This is a genomic window from Bacillus cereus group sp. Bc010, from assembly GCF_027716745.1.
Classification (GTDB): Bacteria; Bacillota; Bacilli; order Bacillales; family Bacillaceae_G; genus Bacillus_A; species Bacillus_A pacificus.
In genome coordinates this window covers 146,591-164,388 of the sequence record NZ_JAQFUY010000005.1, presented here as the reverse complement: position 1 = coordinate 164,388, position 17,798 = coordinate 146,591, and the positions used below count along the sequence as shown (strand labels likewise).

Here is a 17,798-nt window from a genome sequence, read left to right as displayed (position 1 = left end):
TGTCACTACTTTCTAATTTGTAAATAAGCACGAATCATAAAGTAACTCACTTCATTCGGAAGTTGTTCCTTAATCGATTTCAGACCACCATCAGCATTTTGCACAGCAGTTTCAATCAGTTGTTCGTATTCTGCAGGAACAAAACTGTTCCAGTCTACTTCCATTCCATCTTCAAAACAACGAATTAAATGATTTTCAATCGTTTGTCTTGATAATCCACGTTCTTTCGCAATTTCATCTAGATTAATACCTTGTTTATACATTTCATACGTTTCCAAATGTGAATTTGCTGAAGCTTTCCCTGATTTTTTCCGCTCTGTCACCACTTCTGTTTTAATAGTTTCAGCATAGTTTGGGTTTTCCTCAATAAAGTGCTGAACTGCTTGTAAGAAGTGCGAACCATACTTCACAAGTTTGTGTTCACCAATCCCTTTCACAGTTAAAAGTTCAGAGTCGCTTTGCGGCATTTTTGCGCACATATCTTTCAACGTTTGGTCAGAGAAAATAACGAATGGAGGTACCCCTTCTCTTTGCGCAATTTCTTTACGTACTTCGCGAAGTACTTCAAATAAAGGATGATCTTGAACGATTTGTCTTGTCTCTACTCGTTCTTTACGTAAAACATTCTCTTTACCAAGTAACACTTCTTTCCCTTTTTCCGTTACTTTTAGTGTCGGGTAAGTACCATGTTCAACTGCAATTAGCTCGTCTGAAATTAAAAACTCAATAAATTCACTCACTTCTTTTACACTACGATTTGATAAAAGTCCGTAAGTTGGCAAAGTATGAAAATTAAATTCAATGACTTTCTTATTTTTAGATCCAGTTAGTACTTGTGCAATCATTTGTTTACCAAATCGTTGGTTCGTCCTAATCATACAAGATAAAACCATTTGCGATTCTCTCGTCACATCGATACTTTCTCGGTCGTCTGTACAATTACCGCAGCGGCCACAATCTTCTTTTGGTTCTTCTCCAAAGTATTGCAAAATAAATGATTGTAAACACTGTTCTGTATGACAGTAGTCAGTCATATTTTGCAGTTTTTCAAGTTCATTTGAAAAACGAGACTCTCCTGTCGATTGATCAATTAAAAAGCGTTGTACTTGTACATCTTGAGAAGAATAAAGCAATATACATGCACTATCTAATCCGTCACGGCCAGCACGTCCTGCTTCTTGGTAATAACTTTCCATATTTTTTGGAAGCTGATAATGGATAACGTAACGAATATTCGATTTATCAATACCCATCCCAAACGCAGATGTGGCTACCATTACGCTCACTTCATCACGTAAAAAGAGTTCTTGTTGCTCATTTCGATCGTTATCACTCATACCAGCATGATATTTTGATACAGAAACTCCCGCTTTCATTAAATCCTCATACAACTGATCAACTACTTTTCTAGTAGCTGCATATATAATCCCAGATTCCTTTTGATTTTGACGAATATAATCCGCTAAATATGCATTACGATCTTGTCCTTTAATAACAGAAAATGATAAGTTCTCGCGCTCAAACGTTGTCATAATCGTGTTTTCTTGATTAATTCCAAGCGTGTTGCAAATATCATCACGAACTTGTGGTGTTGCCGTAGCAGTTAATGCTAATACGAGCGGCTTTTCTGGAAGATAATCTAATATACGGTGTATATGTAAATAGCTCGGACGGAAATCATGTCCCCACTGCGAAATACAGTGCGCCTCATCAATGGCAATCATCGGAATTTTCATATCGATCAGTTGGTCAACAAACTCCATTGAATCAAGTCGCTCTGGCGCTACATAAAGTAACTTATAATGGCCCTGTTTCGCTAATTGAATTCGTTGATTCGCTTCTGTAATCGAAATAGAACTATTAATATATGTAGCTGAAATACCATTTTGTACTAATGTATCTACTTGGTCTTTCATAAGCGATATTAAAGGCGATATAACTAACGTTGTTCCTTCAAATACTAATGCGGGAATTTGATAACAAATTGACTTACCACCACCTGTAGGCATAATACAAACTGTATCTTTCCCATCTAATACATTTTTAATTGTTTCATCTTGTCCTCTTCGGAATGACGAATAACCGAAATAAGACGCTAAAAGTTCTTGTGCTTTTGTAAACAAAAAAGAGTCACCTGCTTTTCTTTATCTTTCATCTACTCCTATTATATCATCTCTTATGGGTCATGAAAGCGATGAATACATGACTAACGTCCTGCTTTTTCATTATTTTATGCTTCTTTACGTTTTAGAGCTGGATTAACAACTATAACGAATTTCTAAATAAATACACATTTTATTAATTCTCCTTGAATACTACTAATCTTATACATATGAATTCAGGAGGTTACTATATGAAGCACCATAATATTAGTTTCATCAAACAGAAAAGCGTATCGAACCAACCCCAATTCTCAAATAATGAAGCGTGGAAATATGAATCATACTATAAGTACCAACCATTATTTTCTTATAGAAAGCTTTTTCATTTTCTTTCTCAACTTTTTAAACGTTAATACACGTGCGAAATAGATCGTTCATAATAATTTTCTCAATATGAACCTTATAGACTTAATACAATACAGTTGTTAACATATGAAATATTCTGTTTGATCCCCCCCTTAAGTTGACCTGCTTATTTGTGCAGGTCTTTTTTGATTTATATATATTTCAGTACACTTTTAGATGTGATTGTAAATCTTTTCTCCATTTTATAACCATACTCCACTCACAACAAATGATGATAATAGCAAGAAGTAAAATATAAGTTTTTAACATTTAATAAAGTAAATCTTTTTTTCTCAATACACAAAACGAATTTCACTTGTTACTATTAAAGTACTCCAGATGAGTTTTTGCTCATCGACATTATCTAGTCAAAGGGATCTGCCGCGGGAAGCAGATCCCTTTGACTTTATTAAAGATACACTTTCATTTGGACACATTTACCAGGTTTTTTTAAGCGAATTTTATGATAATATTACGTAGTCGAGTCCGACATCTCGGCAATACCCTTTTGATGCTCTGCAACTTCCCTTGCAGAGCATCTTTTACTTTATATTCGTTTTATCTGTATATCACAATTAAAACACTCAATTTTTAAAAATAAGCGAGGACACGTAACTAAATATAAATTTCCATCATACTTTGAGTTATACATGTTCAAAGGAGTGTTACCGTTTATGTACCCTTATTGGCAATCGTATTACTCCCCCTATCATAACCCTTATGTACAGTTTGATACATCTGTACGTAATTACCGAATTAGTAAAAACGAGAATTTTTTAAAAGGTTATATGCGTTCCTTATGGGAACAACACGTTGCTTGGACGAGATTAGCTATTATAAGTATTGTTTTTAATTTACCTGACGTAAACATTACAGTTGGGCGGCTTCTTCAAAATGCAACACATATGGGACTGTCGCTTGAACCATTCTATGGTGAGGATGCTGTAAAAAAATATAGTGCACTAATTAAAGACCACTTAGTAATTGCAGCGGATCTTGTTAAAGCAGCAAAAGCTGGTGATCAAAATTCAGCTACTGCTATAGAGAAAAAATGGTACGCTAACGGAGATGAAATTGTTGCATTTCTTACTAGTATTAACCCATATATTGATAAAGAAGCATTTAGAAACATGTTTTATGAACATTTAGCACTAACTAAGGCAGAAGCACTGGCATTCCTAAATAAAGATTATGAAGCAGGCGTAAAACTGTACGATAAAATTGAAAAAGAAGCTTTAGAAATGGCCGACATGATAACAAACGCAATCGTAAAGCAATTCCCGCAAGTATTTCAATAACAATAAGCCGATTTGAAAACCAAATCGGCTTATTGAACTTTCTATCAATGATATTTCACCTGTCCTCTTTACATTTAACGTATATCGATATATTTTATTAATATCCGTTTTTTATAGGAGGAAACAGTTTGATTAACGCCATTGGTCTCGTATTTATACTCACAAATAAATATGAGAAAAAGAAGAAAGTTTATCTAAATGAAAAATTCGCATTAATAGACATTATTGATTCTAAGGAAGTAATTGATGATGAAGGAAACTCACTAGTAGAACTAACATGTAAATACAGTATATATTTAGATGAAAAATACTATTGTAAATCTCTTGATGATTATACTGGACAAGTCTTTCCTTTCTTAAGTGCTAAAATAGGAAAAGGAATTCTCAGAAACTTAAATTATTATTTTTCTTACGTTGATGTATACGATAAAAAACCACCGGTTAAAGAAATTAGACCACTTATGAAACAAGTAACTAACAGATAGCAAAAAATACAAAAAAGAAAGCATCTAACTCTGGATGTTTTCTTTTTTATTGAAAACTCAGCAAATTTCATCCTCTTCTAAAAGTATGTATCCAAGCATATTTTAAATTAAAAACATTGGAGGATTAGACTGAATGAAATACTCAGAAACTATTGTAAGTAAACGACTACGAACGCTTAAAATGACGGGTATATTTTTCATGCTAGTATTAATAGCATGGATTGGATATACAAAATTACTTTATAAAAACGGATTTCTTCAAGAAAAAAAGAATTCAGTAGAAGTAATGAATACTAGCATTACAGGAGAAATAGAGCAGTTTTTTCATATCAACTTACAAGGCTATCGAAAAACGAACCTTGACGCTGTTATAGAAGCAAGTAAAACAGATCCAAGCGAACTCTCCCTAATTGAACTAGTCAACAAATCCTGCTCGCGAGATTGCATAGGCGAACCAGTCACATATGTAAACTCAAACAATGGATATATCTTTTATAAGGAATCTAATGGAACTAATGTAGCTATAACGATTAAAAAGAAAGACACATGGTTAGTTGTAAAGAAATCTGTTCAAGATGGAATATAATCACCCCAAAAAAGAGTGCGTATCGTACTCTTTTTTATTATTAATACCCTTCCTCTTCATGCCTACAATGGCATTTCGCTTTTGTTTTACAATGACATTTTTCACACTCACACTTCGGTTTCTCTTTGCAACAACACTCGTGAAAATCATTGCGTTTACATCTATATCTCCCAAACATCAAATCATCCCAAAATTTATTACAATCTTGAAAATGTCCACAATGACAAGTATTTCTCATAAATATGCTTCCTCCTTGATAGAATGCATCATATTCTATGTTTAAAAGTATACAATGGCTTGTTTGTTAGTCTATTTTCTCCATATTATAAGTAGAGTTAAAAGATTACATAAAAATAAAAAACCGTCACATGACGGCTTTTTATTTAGCAAACTATTCTTTTGTATAAAAATATTTAAGTCCCTTAGCATCTAACCACGCTGTCGCTCGATCTAATTCATTCCCTTGGCGATATGCTGTTTCAAATCTAACTAATCCTTGTTTATCTCCATATGAGATAATACGAGATTCATACCCAAGAGCATCCATCATTCCTAACATTTCTACTACTAACGCTGTACCAAATTCATACGTAACAACTTTACTAAATTTATTCACTATAATTCCAACTCCTTCTTGTTTTGTCGATTGTTCAACAGTTTGATTAGTAAACCAAACTAACGGTTTATTTCCCATTAACTTATTTAAATCACATTTTCCTATGCCGGCTACATTCCCTGTTTCTGTGTATTGCCAAATATCACATGGGTAGGCTGGTTTGTTACCACCATAACGAGGAATCCATACAAAATCACAATTGACATTTGCCATTCCAAATGGAGCATACATATGATGAGCGATGTATAAACCGACTTTCTTAGCTCCTAATCTTCGTAATTCATCAATAAAAGCTTGTGTACCTGCTCTCATATCGTTCATTGTTTTTACTTCTATGTCAGCTACCCAAACTGTTGCATTTTTATCACCACGGTTCCAAAAGTCTCTCGCCTCTATCCGTGCATCCTCTACTGAAACGAAACGACAGAACGCATAATTACCAAACGGAATATTTCTTGCTTTCATTGCTTGTACATAATTTTTATATAAAGGATCTACATAATTTGAACCATCTTGCACACGTGCAATTACAAAATCTAATTGTGGAGCCGCGATATCCCAATTAATGTTGCCATTCCATTTCGAAATATCTACAATGTAACCCATTATTTAACATCTCCTTTTTCGTTATTATATTCAAAGCTTGTTTTTTTGCTATTATCATCTAATAAATAGTATGAGAAGTATTGTATTATTTAGTAATAATTTAAAATTCGGCTTATGTATTGAGAAAATAAAATATTATTACGGGTTTAATAAGTAAAGACTTACAAAGCTCTAAACTATAATCAGTAGGAGGCCACAAGCAGTGCAATTCCCAGCTAATTTCTTAGCTTCATCCGAATTTTGAGGTATGAATTTTACTGCCCATTAAAGCGGGATACACAAAACCACCTTTCTGACAGGTGGTTTTGTGTACTACTTTACATATACATTATCCATATTTATAGTTACATAATTATTAATTACTTAATATACTTGTTAACTAAAAATAAGACAATTTTTAGTTTTTAATCAAACTAATTTTCGTTTTATCTCAAGTACTCATAGTACCATTTACGTGCATCTAACCAAGCTGTAAATTTATCGATATTTCCGGACGGATAGCCATTCGTTATAGCATAACCAATGCCATCTTTCTGAACGACAATTTGTCCATCAATACCCGCATCAACCATCGCCTGAGCCAAAGCTTGTAAATTGCTAAATGCTACACCACCAGTTTTTACTTTGAGCAAGTCCGTTGCACCTCCTCCAGTTTGTCCTGTAAGAGCAAATACAATAGAATTAGCGATTTTATCAACATTCCATTTTGCCATGTCGGATTCATTATCAATAAATCCTAATTCAATAAGAATAGCCGGTGCCTTCGTTCCATTTAATACCGCTAAATCTGTACGTTGTTTCGCACCTCGATCACGCCATCCAATATCTTTTGCTAGTTGAGCTGATATTTTAGCCGCCAAATCTTTCTGATCATAATACAAAACCTCAACACCCTGTCCATTTCCATCACTTGCATTAAGATGAAAAGAAATAACTAAATCCACAGCATGGGAATTGCTATTCCGAATGATATTATTTAAATTTTGTGATTGAGTTGTCCCTACCTCATCCGTATCGTCATAAACCGTGTGTCCTAGGGATCTTAACTTAGTCGCCACAGCATCTTTAACTTGCCTATCTAGAACGTGTTCTTTCCGATTCCCAAAATTAGCCCCTTGAACAATACTATTGTGTCCTCCGTGCAAACTATATCTGGCCATTTATTTATCAACATCTCCTTTCTTAATATCATATTCAAAACTTGTCTTATTGCTATTCCCTCTTACAATCTTAACTGTCCCCATACGTCCTACATTTTCTATAGGTGAAGGCAAATCGTTTTCGATATAAAAAGTGGTGACACGAACAAAAAGCATCACCTTTTTGGCGATGCTTAAAAACTCTATTTTACGTTTTAGCTCCTTAAAAACAGTTTAAGCTCATGGTGACCGAAACTATACTTATATTTCCACCTCTTCCTTCACTGCCTCTTTCAACCTCTGCAACATATATCCAATTCCTTTACATCCTTCTAACGGATATGTAATCATTTCTTCTGGATATAGCTTTGTTACTACTTTTTTATGCTTTTTCCCTGCAAGTAAGACGATTTCGTCAAACTGTAGTAAACTTTTATCTACCATCTGTTTTTGTAATTGCTCTATACTTATTACCTTATCGCTCTTTGAATCAAACGCAAGATCATAGTTTTCTAGTACAATATCATTTGGCCTTAAAAATCCATGCTTCGCCGATAATATAACCCAATTCTCAAAAAACATCGTTGCATACGCCTGACACGCTTTTCCGAACGGGCTAATATATACATCTTTTGCCTCCATAGGCCCGTAATCCGGATACTTATCCCAAATTTTCTTCTTTCCGCATGGAATTATGCATAACCTTTTCATTTATCTCTTACCTCTTCTCTTGCATAAGTAAAATTAACTATTTTACACATTTTTCTCTCAACATGCTATATAATGATATTAAAAATAAAAAATATATCTTTTACCATAAAACCATCGTTTTTTACTTATAATTCACTTTTTTAAGATTTGAAATCCCATTGCCCTATTTAAACATAGTACACTTTTTGTAAATATTATAATACTACCAATAATGGTACATTTACTTTTCAAAGCTCTTAATGTTAATTAAAATATATGAATGACAAAATATTTTATCTTTAGAAGGAGGTGAATAAGTGAAAAATATACTCCCTGCACTAGTACTCTATATTATTGTTTGCGTAATCGCTATGATTGCTCCAGCATCTCAAGGTTATAATCATGTGGGCTGGAAGTTGTTTGTTGGGCAAGCGTATGCTATACCTATTTTTCTCATTACAGCTATTATTACATTTTATATAAACAAGAAAAAACCTACGAACAAACAGCTATAAGGATAGCTAATGCTATCCTTATTTTAATTCATTAATCAGATCAACAATTACACTTGCAGTACTTTCTATCCTTTCTTCCGAAAAATCAAACGTGACACCTGTTTTTTCATATATTTCTTGTATTGGTAGGTTCCAGTCTGCACTCGCTCCCTCTTTAAAGAAAGTAATCGCTTTTTCTGGATCCTCTCGATAAATTTGAAACAATTGCATTGCTCCTATTTGCGCAATTGCATATTCAATTTTATAAAAAGGAAACTGAACAAAGTGAAATGACTCTACCCAACTCGAACCAATTTCATCTTCTAATCAGTCAATATTGACTGATGAATATTGATACCTTTTGCATAGTTCAGCGTATTTCTTATCACGCTCTTCTGGTGTATGGTTTGGATTTGTATAGATCCAATGCTGGAATACATCTCCTGCAATTGACGACAATAATAAAGACAAAGCACGATATAATTGTACGCGCTGCACTTCTTTATATTCATCCTCTTGCTTGTAAAAAATAGTAAGCTTATCCATTACTAGTAACTCAAGACTGAGGGAATAAAGCTCAGCCACCTCTTCACGAAGATACCTTTCCTGCATGCTACTATCATTTTTAAATTGTTTATAAAAATGAAATGCATGTCCCACTTCATGTATGAGCGCATTAATCGCATAAAATGATGGACTAAAATTAGAATACACAAAAACCTCTTTACTATGAGGCAAGGTAAAACAAGCAGCTCCTGGTGCTTTATTTTCACGTTCTTCTACATCAATTAATCCTGCTTTTCGTATATGGATAAATTCCTCATAAAAATATAAATCTGTCTTCCGAAACATTTCTTCCAACCCATCCAATAAATCAATGGCATTTTGAAATGGAGCTTTTAGTATATTACATGGAGTAAGATCCCAAGGGCGATACGTTTTTACACCGAGATTCTTTTTAGAAATACTCCCTAATTGTTTCCAAATTGGTACAACATACTTTTCTATAGATTCATGGAGCTTATAGCAATCTTCAATGTTATAATCTCTGTTTTTTTGTTTATAAGCATATTCACTATAATTATGAAATCCTGCATTTAAAGCGAGCTCATTCCGTAATTGTACGAGCTCATTCATAATACAATCTATTTCCATCTTCACTGCACTTCTTGCTTCACATAAAGCGTACCAAGCTTTTTCACGAATAGCTCTATTAGAGTTATCTAGCTGTGCTTTAACGTATGCATACGTCTTTTGCTCTCCCTCCCAATTAATTGTTATGTTAGACATTATTTCTCTATACTTCGTAATAAGCTCTTGCTCTTTAATAGAAAGAGCAATATTTTCTTCATTAAACATTCTACTCTTCACAAATCTTGCTTTTTTCATAAATCCATATTTCTGCTCATCTAATAAGTCAGAAAACGGACACTCTCTAAATTTCTCGTCAAATTTTGCAGTGTATCTTTTTAAAAGTGGTTGAATTGTATTTTGATTATACATATGTAAATCACGCATATTTCTGTCATCTGTATCTCTATACGTGGCGATTAAACTACTTGTTATCTCCTCTTCTACTTCAGCGGTTACACGCAGTTCATCGAAAAGCCAACTTTCTAATTCTAAAACAGAAGTAATATTTCGCTCTAAAAGTGACTGTAATTTACTTTCGAATTCATTAAGCATACACAAACCCCCTATTAAAAATTCGAATTTTCTGTTTTATACGGATAGAAAAAGACAAGTAGCCAATCCGACTACTTGTCCTTTTCTATCTGTACTCAATAAAATTAAGCTTGGAATGCTTCTGTTAATACTGGTACGATTTGTTTTTTACGAGATACTACACCTTTTAATGTAGCAGTGTTGTTTTCTAGAGATACGTTGTATGCTTTCTCAACAACGTTTGCTGCGTTACCGATCGCAAGACCGACAGAATCGTTTGTTAAGATATCAGTTACAACAAACAAGAATAGGTCTAAACCTTTTTCTTCTACTACTGCAGAGATAACTTTTTCAAGTTCTGCTTGGTGTACAAGAACGTCGTTCGTATCAACAGCGTTTACTTGTGCGATTTCAACTTTCGCATTACCCATTTGGAATTCTTTAGCGTCAAGAGAGATTAATTGCTCCATTGTTTTTCCGCTTAAGTCAGCACCAGCTTTTAACATTTCTAAGCCGTAGTTATCAGCATCTACACCAGCGATTTCCGCTAATTCACGAGCTGCTGCTACGTCTTGCTCTGTGCAAGTTGGAGATTTGAATAGTAAAGAATCTGAAATGATTGCAGATAACATTAAACCTGCAACTTCTTTACGAATTGTAATGCCGTTTTCTTTGTACATCTTGTTTAAAATTGTAGCTGTACAACCAACTGGCTCACAACGGTAGTAAATAGGATCGCTTGTTTCAAAGTTAGCAATACGGTGATGGTCAATAACTTCTAACACACGAACAGATTCGATATCGTTAGCACTTTGTTGACGCTCGTTATGGTCAACTAAAATAACGTTGTCCACTTCGTTTGCAACTGTCTCAACAAAACGCGGTCCTTCTACTTTAAAATAGTCTAACGCAAATTGAGTTTCACCGCTGATTTCGCCTAAACGTACAGGCTCAGCATTCATTCCTAATTCTTTTTTCAATTCTGCATAAGCAATTGCAGAACAAATTGCATCTGTATCTGGGTTTTTATGCCCGAAAACTAGTACTTTTTCCATGTTTTCCACCTCTTCATGAAAAGGATATCTTAAAGAAGCAAATATGACAATATTTAAAGCATAATTTTTTATAAATAATTGCACTTTCTTCTATATTTTTCATCGTTTTTCGTAAAAAAAGATCATCTAAAATGAATTAGATGATCGAAATGTATATTTTATCCCGCTTTAATGTGCAGTAAGAACCCCACTGATTAAAGTTTCACTTTATTTAAAATAAGCTAGGAGCTTGCACTACATGATTTAGCGGAAAATTCGATGCCAAACCATTATTTACAAGGTTAACATCGATAACTTGATAAAATGCATTCCCAGTGTCTGCAATTTCCCACACAGCTAAAATAAGGTGATATCCATTTCTATCAGTAGGCACATTTGCTTCATGTGTTACGGAAGTTCCAGGTCTAGCTCCTCCATCATTTTTCACATAGAAAGGCACTAAATCTAAATCAGACCTCGTTAAAGGCTTATTTGGATTCCAATCTTTCTTCGTAATATAATATTTCCACTCTTTCGTACTATGAGGAGCCGTTAGTTTCCACTTGAATGTATTCGTCCCACCGTTTAACGTAACTTTCTTCCACCTATCTACAGTCTGTACATCTAAAGCAGGGAAATGGCCAGCTCCTGCGATTTGACCATCCGAAGGTCCTGATTGCGGGAATCCACCTATTCCTTCTACACTTTGCGGCTCATATTGAATTGGTCCGCAGTTTACATTTACCCCTTGCTTACATAAATAAGAACGACTCGCTGGTGATTCAACATATCCATGAGCTGAAGCTTTTTCTGAAAAACCGAAAGTTAACAATCCCGTAAGTAATATGCCACCACTTAATATAACTTTCTTCACCTTCTGTAAACCTTTCGTTTTCATCTCTTCATCCCCTTTCCCATAATAAAGCGAAAATAACTATAGTTGCCTAGTCATCTTCTCTACATCCATTATAAGTCGAGAGACCATACAAACAGAACCCTCTAAAAACTTTCTCAAATTCAATTTGTACATTAAATAAATTCAAATAACACCGCTAGAGAAATATAGACGGTGTTAAAAATGGTGGTTTATTATTTTGAGCATGATAGCTTTTTAATCGTAACTTATAAAACTTTATAATAAATAACTGTGGCATCTAAATTACCATTTGGAGAAATCGCGTATTCTGGTATTTTTCCAACTTCTTGATAGTCTAATGATTTATACAATCTATTAGAAGGGTCTCCTTCTCTCGTATCTAACACTAAAAGAGACCTATCTTCTTGCTTCGCTCGTTCCTCTGCTTTTTGCATAAGTAAACGTCCAATACCATTACGTCTAAAGTTGGGATGAGTCATTAACTTACAAATCTCGGCTCTATGAATTCCGTTAGGCTTTGTAACTAAATGTAATTGAATACTCCCTGCCAATTCATTGTTTATTTTAGCGACATATAATATCACTTCTGGCGCTAAAACAGTTTGCCAATACTTTGTTGATTCTTTTTGTTCCAGTGGAGGTAAAAAACCAATTGACGCCCCATCATCTACAACTGTTTTCAAAAGGTTAGAAAGCTCTTCCACCTCATCTTTTATTTGCTTAATCTCTTCAATTACTAAATTTTGCATTATTAATCCCCCTTTTGTTTCATTGTACCAAGTTTTAAAGAAGGAATAACAGAATACTAAAAGGAAATATATATTTAAATAGAGCATACTTTTAGAATGTATGAATGATGGAGGGATTAATCATTAGCAAAATAGGATTTGACTTAATACATCATAAGGACGACTTTGATCTTGGATATGAGGATATAGAAGCGATATCTAAGAACTGTAAATTTTCTAACTGCTCTCATACAAATGAACCACATTGCGCAATTAAAAAAGCTATTTCCGATGGCATTATTACAGAAGACATGATGAATAGTTATTATAGAGATAAGAATGAATTCGAATATGTATGTAAACAAAAGAACAAAACAAAAGCTATTGATTACATGAAACAATTGAAACTTTTTCGGAAAACTTAAAACTAAATAAATAGTTGTTATTCCTCATTCCCACTAAATTTAAAATTCTTACTTTAATACATCACATACAAGGTAATTTTCATACTCAAATTTAATCTCACGTAAAAGAACGTTTTAAACATAAAGTTTAAAACGTTCTTTTTATATTCAATGATTTTGATTTTTCAGTTCTGTTAAACATTCCTGTACTAAAGTTACCGCTAGACTCATTGCAGCTCCGCCAGCAAATGCTGCTGATACACCACATGCTTCCAAAATCTCTTTATCTGAACACCCTTGATCAAGACAACCTTTTGTATGATAAATCGTACAATATTCATCTTGCGTTGCTAGACTAATTCCTAATGCGATAAGTTGTTTTTCTCTTTTTGTTAAAGCACCCTCTTGAAAACAAGCTTGCGTGAATGCATTATATGTCTCAGCAATTTCAGGAATTTGGTTTGTAAAACTACCGATTCCTTCTTTATAATGATGTAGAACGTCATTTACCGAACTATGATGTTGTTCGTATTCCATCTTATTATTACCTCCATTCAAATTATCTGTATCTATTGTAGTATGTGATGAAAATAAGGCAATATACCCTGATAAATAGAATGAATATTCAGTTTATTTTAGCTACAATTTCAGACTATCATCCACTACTGATTGTTCCTTATAGTTTTTCCTTTCAATCTCTTTACTTCTCTCTTCCCAAAAAACTAATTCTTCAATCCCTACATTTTTAGGATCAAATACGGGATCTTTTCCTTCTTTTTTCTGCGCTTCATAATCTTTTAACACTTTTAATGCAATTTTACTTAATAGTAAAATCGCGATTAAATTTAACCATGCCATACTACCAATTCCTAAATCTCCAAGATTCCATAAAAGTGACGCTGATTCTACGCTACCGATGTAAACCATAATTAAAAATCCAATTTTTAAAACTGGTTTTAACCAGCTATATTTAACCTCACGATCTAAATAAGTAAGTGTCGTTTCAGCGATATAGTAGTAAGCAAGTAAAGTTGTAAATGCGAAGAAGAAAATTGCGATTGAAATGAATAATGGACCAAATCCCGTCATAACAGTTTCAACTGCTTGTTGTGTATAGATTGGACCTGCATCAACATTCCCTATATTCTTTACAATAGCACCTTTTCCTTCAGGTATAACATTATACATACCTGTTATTAAAATCATAAGAGCTGTCGCTGTACAAACAACAATTGTATCGATATATACAGAAAACGCTTGAACTAACCCTTGTTTTGCAGGATGGGATACTTCAGCCGCAGCGGAACTATACGTCGCTTCTCCAACGCCAGCAACATTTGAAAATACAGCCCGCTTCACGCCCCATGCAATTGCTGCACCAACGATTCCACCAAACATTTCATTTACACCAAAAGCACTAGAGAAAATTAAAGCAAACATACTTGGAATTTCCGTTACATTCGCAATTAATACGATACATGTACCAATTACATAGCCAATTGCCATAAATGGAACAAGCATTTGCGAAACGCCAGCAATTCTCTTTACGCCGCCAAAAATGATTGCTGCTAATAATATGACTAACAATATACCAGTTATATATTTGCTAATACCGTTAGAGTTTTCGAATCCAACTGCGATACTACTTGATTGAATACCTGGTAATAAAACGCCATATGAAAGTGTTACAACGACTGCGACAATGACTGCAAACCATTTCATTTTTAAGCCTTTTTCGATGAAATATGGTGTACCACCGCGATATTCATTTCCGACTTTACTTTTATATACTTGAGATAATGTTGATTCAACAAATGCACTCGCTGCTCCTAATAGTGCCATTACCCACATCCAAAATACAGCTCCAGGTCCACCAAAAGCGATAGCTGTCGCAACGCCTGCAATATTACCTATTCCAACCCTACCAGATAACGCTAAACAAAATGCTTGAAAGGATGAAATTCCCGTCTCAGAGCTCTTCCCTTCAAATAATAGTTTAATCATTTCTTTAAAATAACGAATTTGTAGAAAACGAGTTGCAATTGTAAAATACACACCTGCTCCTAATGCGAAAATAACTAATCCAATACTCCATACTTGCCCTACTAACCACTCTACTAATTGCTCCATCCAAATCCCCCTTATCATTCTTTTGAAAACTATTTTATATATAAGAAAACGGACAACTATTATGAAATCTTCCAGTTGTCCGCCTATCTCATTATTTCATTCCTCTATTTATTAACAGTTAGATTCTCTATTACTTTATATTTACCCAAACACTTTTCACTTCTGTGTAATTATCAAGCGCATATGAACCTAACTCACGACCGATTCCAGATTGTTTAAACCCACCAAATGGTGCAGCTGCATTTTCTAAGTTATAATCATTAATCCATACTGTTCCTGCCTTTAATTTATTGGCAACTTGATGTCCGGTTTTAATATTTTGTGTCCATACACCTGCAGCGAGTCCGTATGACGAGCGATTTGCTCTTTCGATTACCTCTTCTGTTGAATCAAATGGAAGTACAACGACAACTGGTCCAAAAATTTCTTCTTTCACAATTGTCATATCATCAGTAACATTTGTGAATACCGTTGGCTGTACAAAATAACCTTTTTCAAATGCACGTTCACCACCAGCAGCAACAGTCGCGCCTTCAGCTTTTCCTTGTTCAATGTAATGTAGTACACGCTCTTGTTGCTTTTTAGATACGAGTGGACCCATTTCCGTTTCCTTCTCCATACCTGCTCCAAGTTTGACGTTATTCGCCATTTTCACAAGTTCAGTTACGACTGTTTCGTAATGTTTTCGGTGAACGAACACGCGAGAACCGGCACTACAATTTTGGCCGTGATTATACATAATGCCTTGGAATGCGCCGTTAATCGCTTCTTCTAAATCAGCGTCTTCTAAAATGATATTTGGTGATTTACCACCAAGTTCTAACGTTACATGTTTAATTGTTTCTGCAGATTGACGCATAATATATTTCCCTGTAACAGTTGAACCTGTGAAAGCTACCTTATCAATATCATGATGGTTTACGATTGCAGCTCCCGCTTCAGGGCCGAAACCTGGCACAAAGTTTACGACACCGTTTGGAAAACCGGCTTCTTTAAAGAGTTTCGCTGTATATAATAACGATAAAGGCGTTTGTTCTGCTGGTTTTAATACGATTGTACAACCTGTTGCTAATGCTGCTCCCATTTTCCAAGAAGACATAACGAGCGGAAAATTCCAAGGGATAATTTGACCTACAACCCCAACAGGTTCATGGCGTGTGTAATTTAAGTAATCTTTGGAAATTGGAATTGTTTGCCCAATAATTTTTGTAGCCCATCCAGCATAATAACGATAATTTTCTACAGTCGCTGCAATATCATCATCCAGTGCTACTTGATATGGTTTCCCATTATCTAAAGCTTCTAACTGTGCTAATTCTTCCCCATGCTCTTCAATTAAGTCTGCTAATTTATAAATAAGATGCGCTCTTTCAGCAGTAGTCATTTCTGCCCAAGGTCCTGATTCAAATGCAGATCTTGCTGCTTTTACTGCAACATCAATATCCTCTTCTTGCGCTTCGCATACGACAGCTAGAACATCTTCTGTTGCTGGATTGTATGTCTCAAATGTCTTCCCGCTAATGGAAGGTACAAATTCACCATTAATAAACATTTTAATTTCTTCATTTAAAAACGCTTTCACTTTTGGTCTCAGCTCAATGTTTGTCGTTAACATATATGATCTCCTCCTTTTTTAAACAGCTGCTTGAGCAGCAATTTTTGAAATAATCATTTGAAGCTTTTGATCTTCTTCTTCAGTTAATCCGAGTCTTGGATAACGAGAAGGTCCCCCTGCTTGCCCGTGTAATTCCATTGAGCGTTTCACGATTTGTACATATTTTCCTGACCCTTCAAGAAACTCACAAAGAGGTAAAATCGCATCGTTTATTTCCCAAGCTTTTTCTAATTCACCATTTTGGAAATGCTCATACATTTTTGTAACAAGTCCCGGTATGATATTACCTGCTACTGAAACCCAGCCCGTCGCACCAACTAAATAAGATTCCATAACTAAATCTTCAGATCCACAGAATACTTGAAAAGCACCTTCGCCTTGTCTTACTAAATCTCTTGCTTTTCGAATATCTCCGCTAGATTCTTTAATATGTGTAACATTTTCACATTCTTTTCCAATACGTAGCATGAGCTCCGTACTCATATCAACACCAGATGTAAACGGGTTATTGTATAACATAATTGGTATATTTACAGCGTTTGAGATTTCTTTAAAGTGAAAATAAATTTCCTCTTCCTTCGGTTTACAATAGTATGAGTTAATAATTAATGCACAGTCCGCTCCGTACGCTTCCGCATGTTTCGTATATTCAATCGTTTCTTTCGTCGTTTCTGCTGCAGTCCCAACAATAACCGGAATACGGCCATCAACTTCTTTTAATACTGTTTCTACCATTTTAAACCGTTCTTCTTTTGATAAACTAACAAACTCTCCTGTACTTCCATTAATAATAATGCCAGCTACTTTTTGATTAATAAAATAATTTACGTTTTGCTTTACACCGTTCCAATTAATTTCTTGAAACTCATCCATCGGTGTGATTAATACTGGAAATGCCCCTTTAATATTTTTCATATTTATCTC

General features: G+C 34.5%; 17 protein-coding genes and 1 pseudogene. 5 read left to right on the top strand and 13 right to left on the bottom strand.

Annotation, left to right across the window (positions count from 1 at the left end; translation table 11 throughout):
• Nucleotides 1–5 precede the first annotated feature (5 nt).
• Nucleotides 6–2,123 (bottom strand): DNA helicase RecQ, encoded by a 2,118-nt coding sequence (gene recQ, locus PDQ68_RS09200; RefSeq protein ID WP_061182414.1) that lies wholly within the window; start codon nucleotides 2,121–2,123, stop codon nucleotides 6–8.
• A 1,058-nt stretch (nucleotides 2,124–3,181) separates the two neighbouring features.
• On the opposite strand from recQ, the gene PDQ68_RS09195 reads away from it, so the two are divergent.
• The 3 genes from PDQ68_RS09195 (at nucleotide 3,182) to PDQ68_RS09185 (ending at nucleotide 4,876) form a co-directional block, all read left to right on the top strand.
• The gene (locus PDQ68_RS09195; RefSeq protein ID WP_014893647.1) at nucleotides 3,182–3,805 is read left to right on the top strand and encodes a hypothetical protein; all 624 of its coding nucleotides are present in this window, start codon (nucleotides 3,182–3,184) and stop codon (nucleotides 3,803–3,805) included.
• Nucleotides 3,806–3,933: 128 nt separating this feature from the next.
• The gene (locus tag PDQ68_RS09190) at nucleotides 3,934–4,290 is read left to right on the top strand and encodes a hypothetical protein (protein WP_000606242.1); all 357 of its coding nucleotides are present in this window, start codon (nucleotides 3,934–3,936) and stop codon (nucleotides 4,288–4,290) included.
• A gap of 133 nt (nucleotides 4,291–4,423) precedes the next feature.
• On the top strand, nucleotides 4,424–4,876 hold the full coding sequence (locus tag PDQ68_RS09185) for a hypothetical protein (protein ID WP_061182415.1): 453 nt from the start codon (nucleotides 4,424–4,426) through the stop codon (nucleotides 4,874–4,876).
• Here PDQ68_RS09185 and PDQ68_RS09180 read toward each other — a convergent pair whose 3' ends face one another.
• The 4 genes from PDQ68_RS09180 to PDQ68_RS09165 all read right to left on the bottom strand — a co-directional run bounded on the left by PDQ68_RS09180 (nucleotide 4,877) and on the right by PDQ68_RS09165 (nucleotide 7,948).
• Entirely contained in the window at nucleotides 4,877–5,050 is a 174-nt protein-coding gene (locus PDQ68_RS09180; RefSeq protein WP_016717700.1) for a hypothetical protein, read from the bottom strand.
• A gap of 217 nt (nucleotides 5,051–5,267) precedes the next feature.
• On the bottom strand, nucleotides 5,268–6,098 hold the full coding sequence (locus tag PDQ68_RS09175; RefSeq protein ID WP_016717701.1) for a GH25 family lysozyme: 831 nt from the start codon (nucleotides 6,096–6,098) through the stop codon (nucleotides 5,268–5,270).
• Between the two features lie 425 nt (nucleotides 6,099–6,523).
• The gene (locus tag PDQ68_RS09170; protein ID WP_000135295.1) at nucleotides 6,524–7,258 is read right to left on the bottom strand and encodes an N-acetylmuramoyl-L-alanine amidase; all 735 of its coding nucleotides are present in this window, start codon (nucleotides 7,256–7,258) and stop codon (nucleotides 6,524–6,526) included.
• Between the two features lie 240 nt (nucleotides 7,259–7,498).
• Nucleotides 7,499–7,948: a DUF6884 domain-containing protein gene (locus PDQ68_RS09165; protein ID WP_270786660.1), complete on the bottom strand. Its 450-nt coding sequence runs from the start codon at nucleotides 7,946–7,948 to the stop codon at nucleotides 7,499–7,501.
• Between the two features lie 296 nt (nucleotides 7,949–8,244).
• Here PDQ68_RS09165 and PDQ68_RS09160 point away from each other — a divergent pair, with 296 nt between their 5' ends.
• Complete coding sequence (locus PDQ68_RS09160; protein ID WP_016717704.1) at nucleotides 8,245–8,442, top strand: DUF4017 family protein; 198 nt, start codon at nucleotides 8,245–8,247, stop codon at nucleotides 8,440–8,442.
• Nucleotides 8,443–8,460: 18 nt separating this feature from the next.
• Here PDQ68_RS09160 and PDQ68_RS09155 read toward each other — a convergent pair.
• The 4 genes and pseudogenes from PDQ68_RS09155 to PDQ68_RS09140 form a co-directional block, all read right to left on the bottom strand.
• Nucleotides 8,461–10,107, bottom strand: a pseudogene (locus tag PDQ68_RS09155) (M3 family oligoendopeptidase).
• 104 nt (nucleotides 10,108–10,211) lie between these two features.
• Nucleotides 10,212–11,141 (bottom strand): manganese-dependent inorganic pyrophosphatase, encoded by a 930-nt coding sequence (gene ppaC, locus PDQ68_RS09150; RefSeq protein ID WP_000416846.1) that lies wholly within the window; start codon nucleotides 11,139–11,141, stop codon nucleotides 10,212–10,214.
• A gap of 211 nt (nucleotides 11,142–11,352) precedes the next feature.
• A complete protein-coding gene (locus PDQ68_RS09145; protein ID WP_000850067.1) occupies nucleotides 11,353–12,018 on the bottom strand; it encodes a lytic polysaccharide monooxygenase in 666 nt (221 codons plus the stop codon).
• 224 nt (nucleotides 12,019–12,242) lie between these two features.
• Nucleotides 12,243–12,746: a GNAT family N-acetyltransferase gene (locus PDQ68_RS09140; RefSeq protein WP_016717707.1), complete on the bottom strand. Its 504-nt coding sequence runs from the start codon at nucleotides 12,744–12,746 to the stop codon at nucleotides 12,243–12,245.
• 107 nt (nucleotides 12,747–12,853) lie between these two features.
• Here PDQ68_RS09140 and PDQ68_RS09135 point away from each other — a divergent pair, with 107 nt between their 5' ends.
• Entirely contained in the window at nucleotides 12,854–13,150 is a 297-nt protein-coding gene (locus PDQ68_RS09135; protein WP_061182937.1) for a P-loop NTPase family protein, read from the top strand.
• A 147-nt stretch (nucleotides 13,151–13,297) separates the two neighbouring features.
• Here the strand turns inward: PDQ68_RS09135 and PDQ68_RS09130 are convergent, their stop codons facing one another.
• The 4 genes from PDQ68_RS09130 to dapA form a co-directional block, all read right to left on the bottom strand.
• Nucleotides 13,298–13,666, bottom strand: a complete 369-nt coding sequence (locus PDQ68_RS09130; RefSeq protein WP_061182936.1) for a carboxymuconolactone decarboxylase family protein — start codon at nucleotides 13,664–13,666, stop codon at nucleotides 13,298–13,300.
• Between the two features lie 102 nt (nucleotides 13,667–13,768).
• Nucleotides 13,769–15,259: an alanine/glycine:cation symporter family protein gene (locus PDQ68_RS09125; protein ID WP_254520541.1), complete on the bottom strand. Its 1,491-nt coding sequence runs from the start codon at nucleotides 15,257–15,259 to the stop codon at nucleotides 13,769–13,771.
• Nucleotides 15,260–15,389: 130 nt separating this feature from the next.
• Complete coding sequence (locus PDQ68_RS09120) at nucleotides 15,390–16,874, bottom strand: aldehyde dehydrogenase family protein (RefSeq protein WP_061182934.1); 1,485 nt, start codon at nucleotides 16,872–16,874, stop codon at nucleotides 15,390–15,392.
• 18 nt (nucleotides 16,875–16,892) lie between these two features.
• Nucleotides 16,893–17,789, bottom strand: coding sequence for a 4-hydroxy-tetrahydrodipicolinate synthase (gene dapA, locus PDQ68_RS09115; protein ID WP_061182933.1), 897 nt, complete (start codon nucleotides 17,787–17,789; stop codon nucleotides 16,893–16,895).
• Between the last annotated feature and the right edge of the window lie 9 nt (nucleotides 17,790–17,798).

Bases quoted from the DNA above. Each gene is read 5' to 3' on its own strand.
- PDQ68_RS09195 (WP_014893647.1), top strand. From the start codon at position 3,182: ATGTACCCTTATTGGCAATCGTATTACTCCCCCTATCATAACCCTTAT.
- PDQ68_RS09185 (WP_061182415.1), top strand. From the start codon at position 4,424: ATGAAATACTCAGAAACTATTGTAAGTAAACGACTACGAACGCTTAAA.
- PDQ68_RS09175 (WP_016717701.1), bottom strand. From the start codon at position 6,098: ATGGGTTACATTGTAGATATTTCGAAATGGAATGGCAACATTAATTGG.
- PDQ68_RS09170 (WP_000135295.1), bottom strand. From the start codon at position 7,258: ATGGCCAGATATAGTTTGCACGGAGGACACAATAGTATTGTTCAAGGG.
- PDQ68_RS09165 (WP_270786660.1), bottom strand. From the start codon at position 7,948: ATGAAAAGGTTATGCATAATTCCATGCGGAAAGAAGAAAATTTGGGAT.
- ppaC (WP_000416846.1), bottom strand. From the start codon at position 11,141: ATGGAAAAAGTACTAGTTTTCGGGCATAAAAACCCAGATACAGATGCA.
- PDQ68_RS09145 (WP_000850067.1), bottom strand. From the start codon at position 12,018: ATGAAAACGAAAGGTTTACAGAAGGTGAAGAAAGTTATATTAAGTGGT.
- PDQ68_RS09140 (WP_016717707.1), bottom strand. From the start codon at position 12,746: ATGCAAAATTTAGTAATTGAAGAGATTAAGCAAATAAAAGATGAGGTG.
- PDQ68_RS09135 (WP_061182937.1), top strand. From the start codon at position 12,854: ATGGAGGGATTAATCATTAGCAAAATAGGATTTGACTTAATACATCAT.
- PDQ68_RS09130 (WP_061182936.1), bottom strand. From the start codon at position 13,666: ATGGAATACGAACAACATCATAGTTCGGTAAATGACGTTCTACATCAT.
- PDQ68_RS09125 (WP_254520541.1), bottom strand. From the start codon at position 15,259: ATGGAGCAATTAGTAGAGTGGTTAGTAGGGCAAGTATGGAGTATTGGA.
- PDQ68_RS09120 (WP_061182934.1), bottom strand. From the start codon at position 16,874: ATGTTAACGACAAACATTGAGCTGAGACCAAAAGTGAAAGCGTTTTTA.
- dapA (WP_061182933.1), bottom strand. From the start codon at position 17,789: ATGAAAAATATTAAAGGGGCATTTCCAGTATTAATCACACCGATGGAT.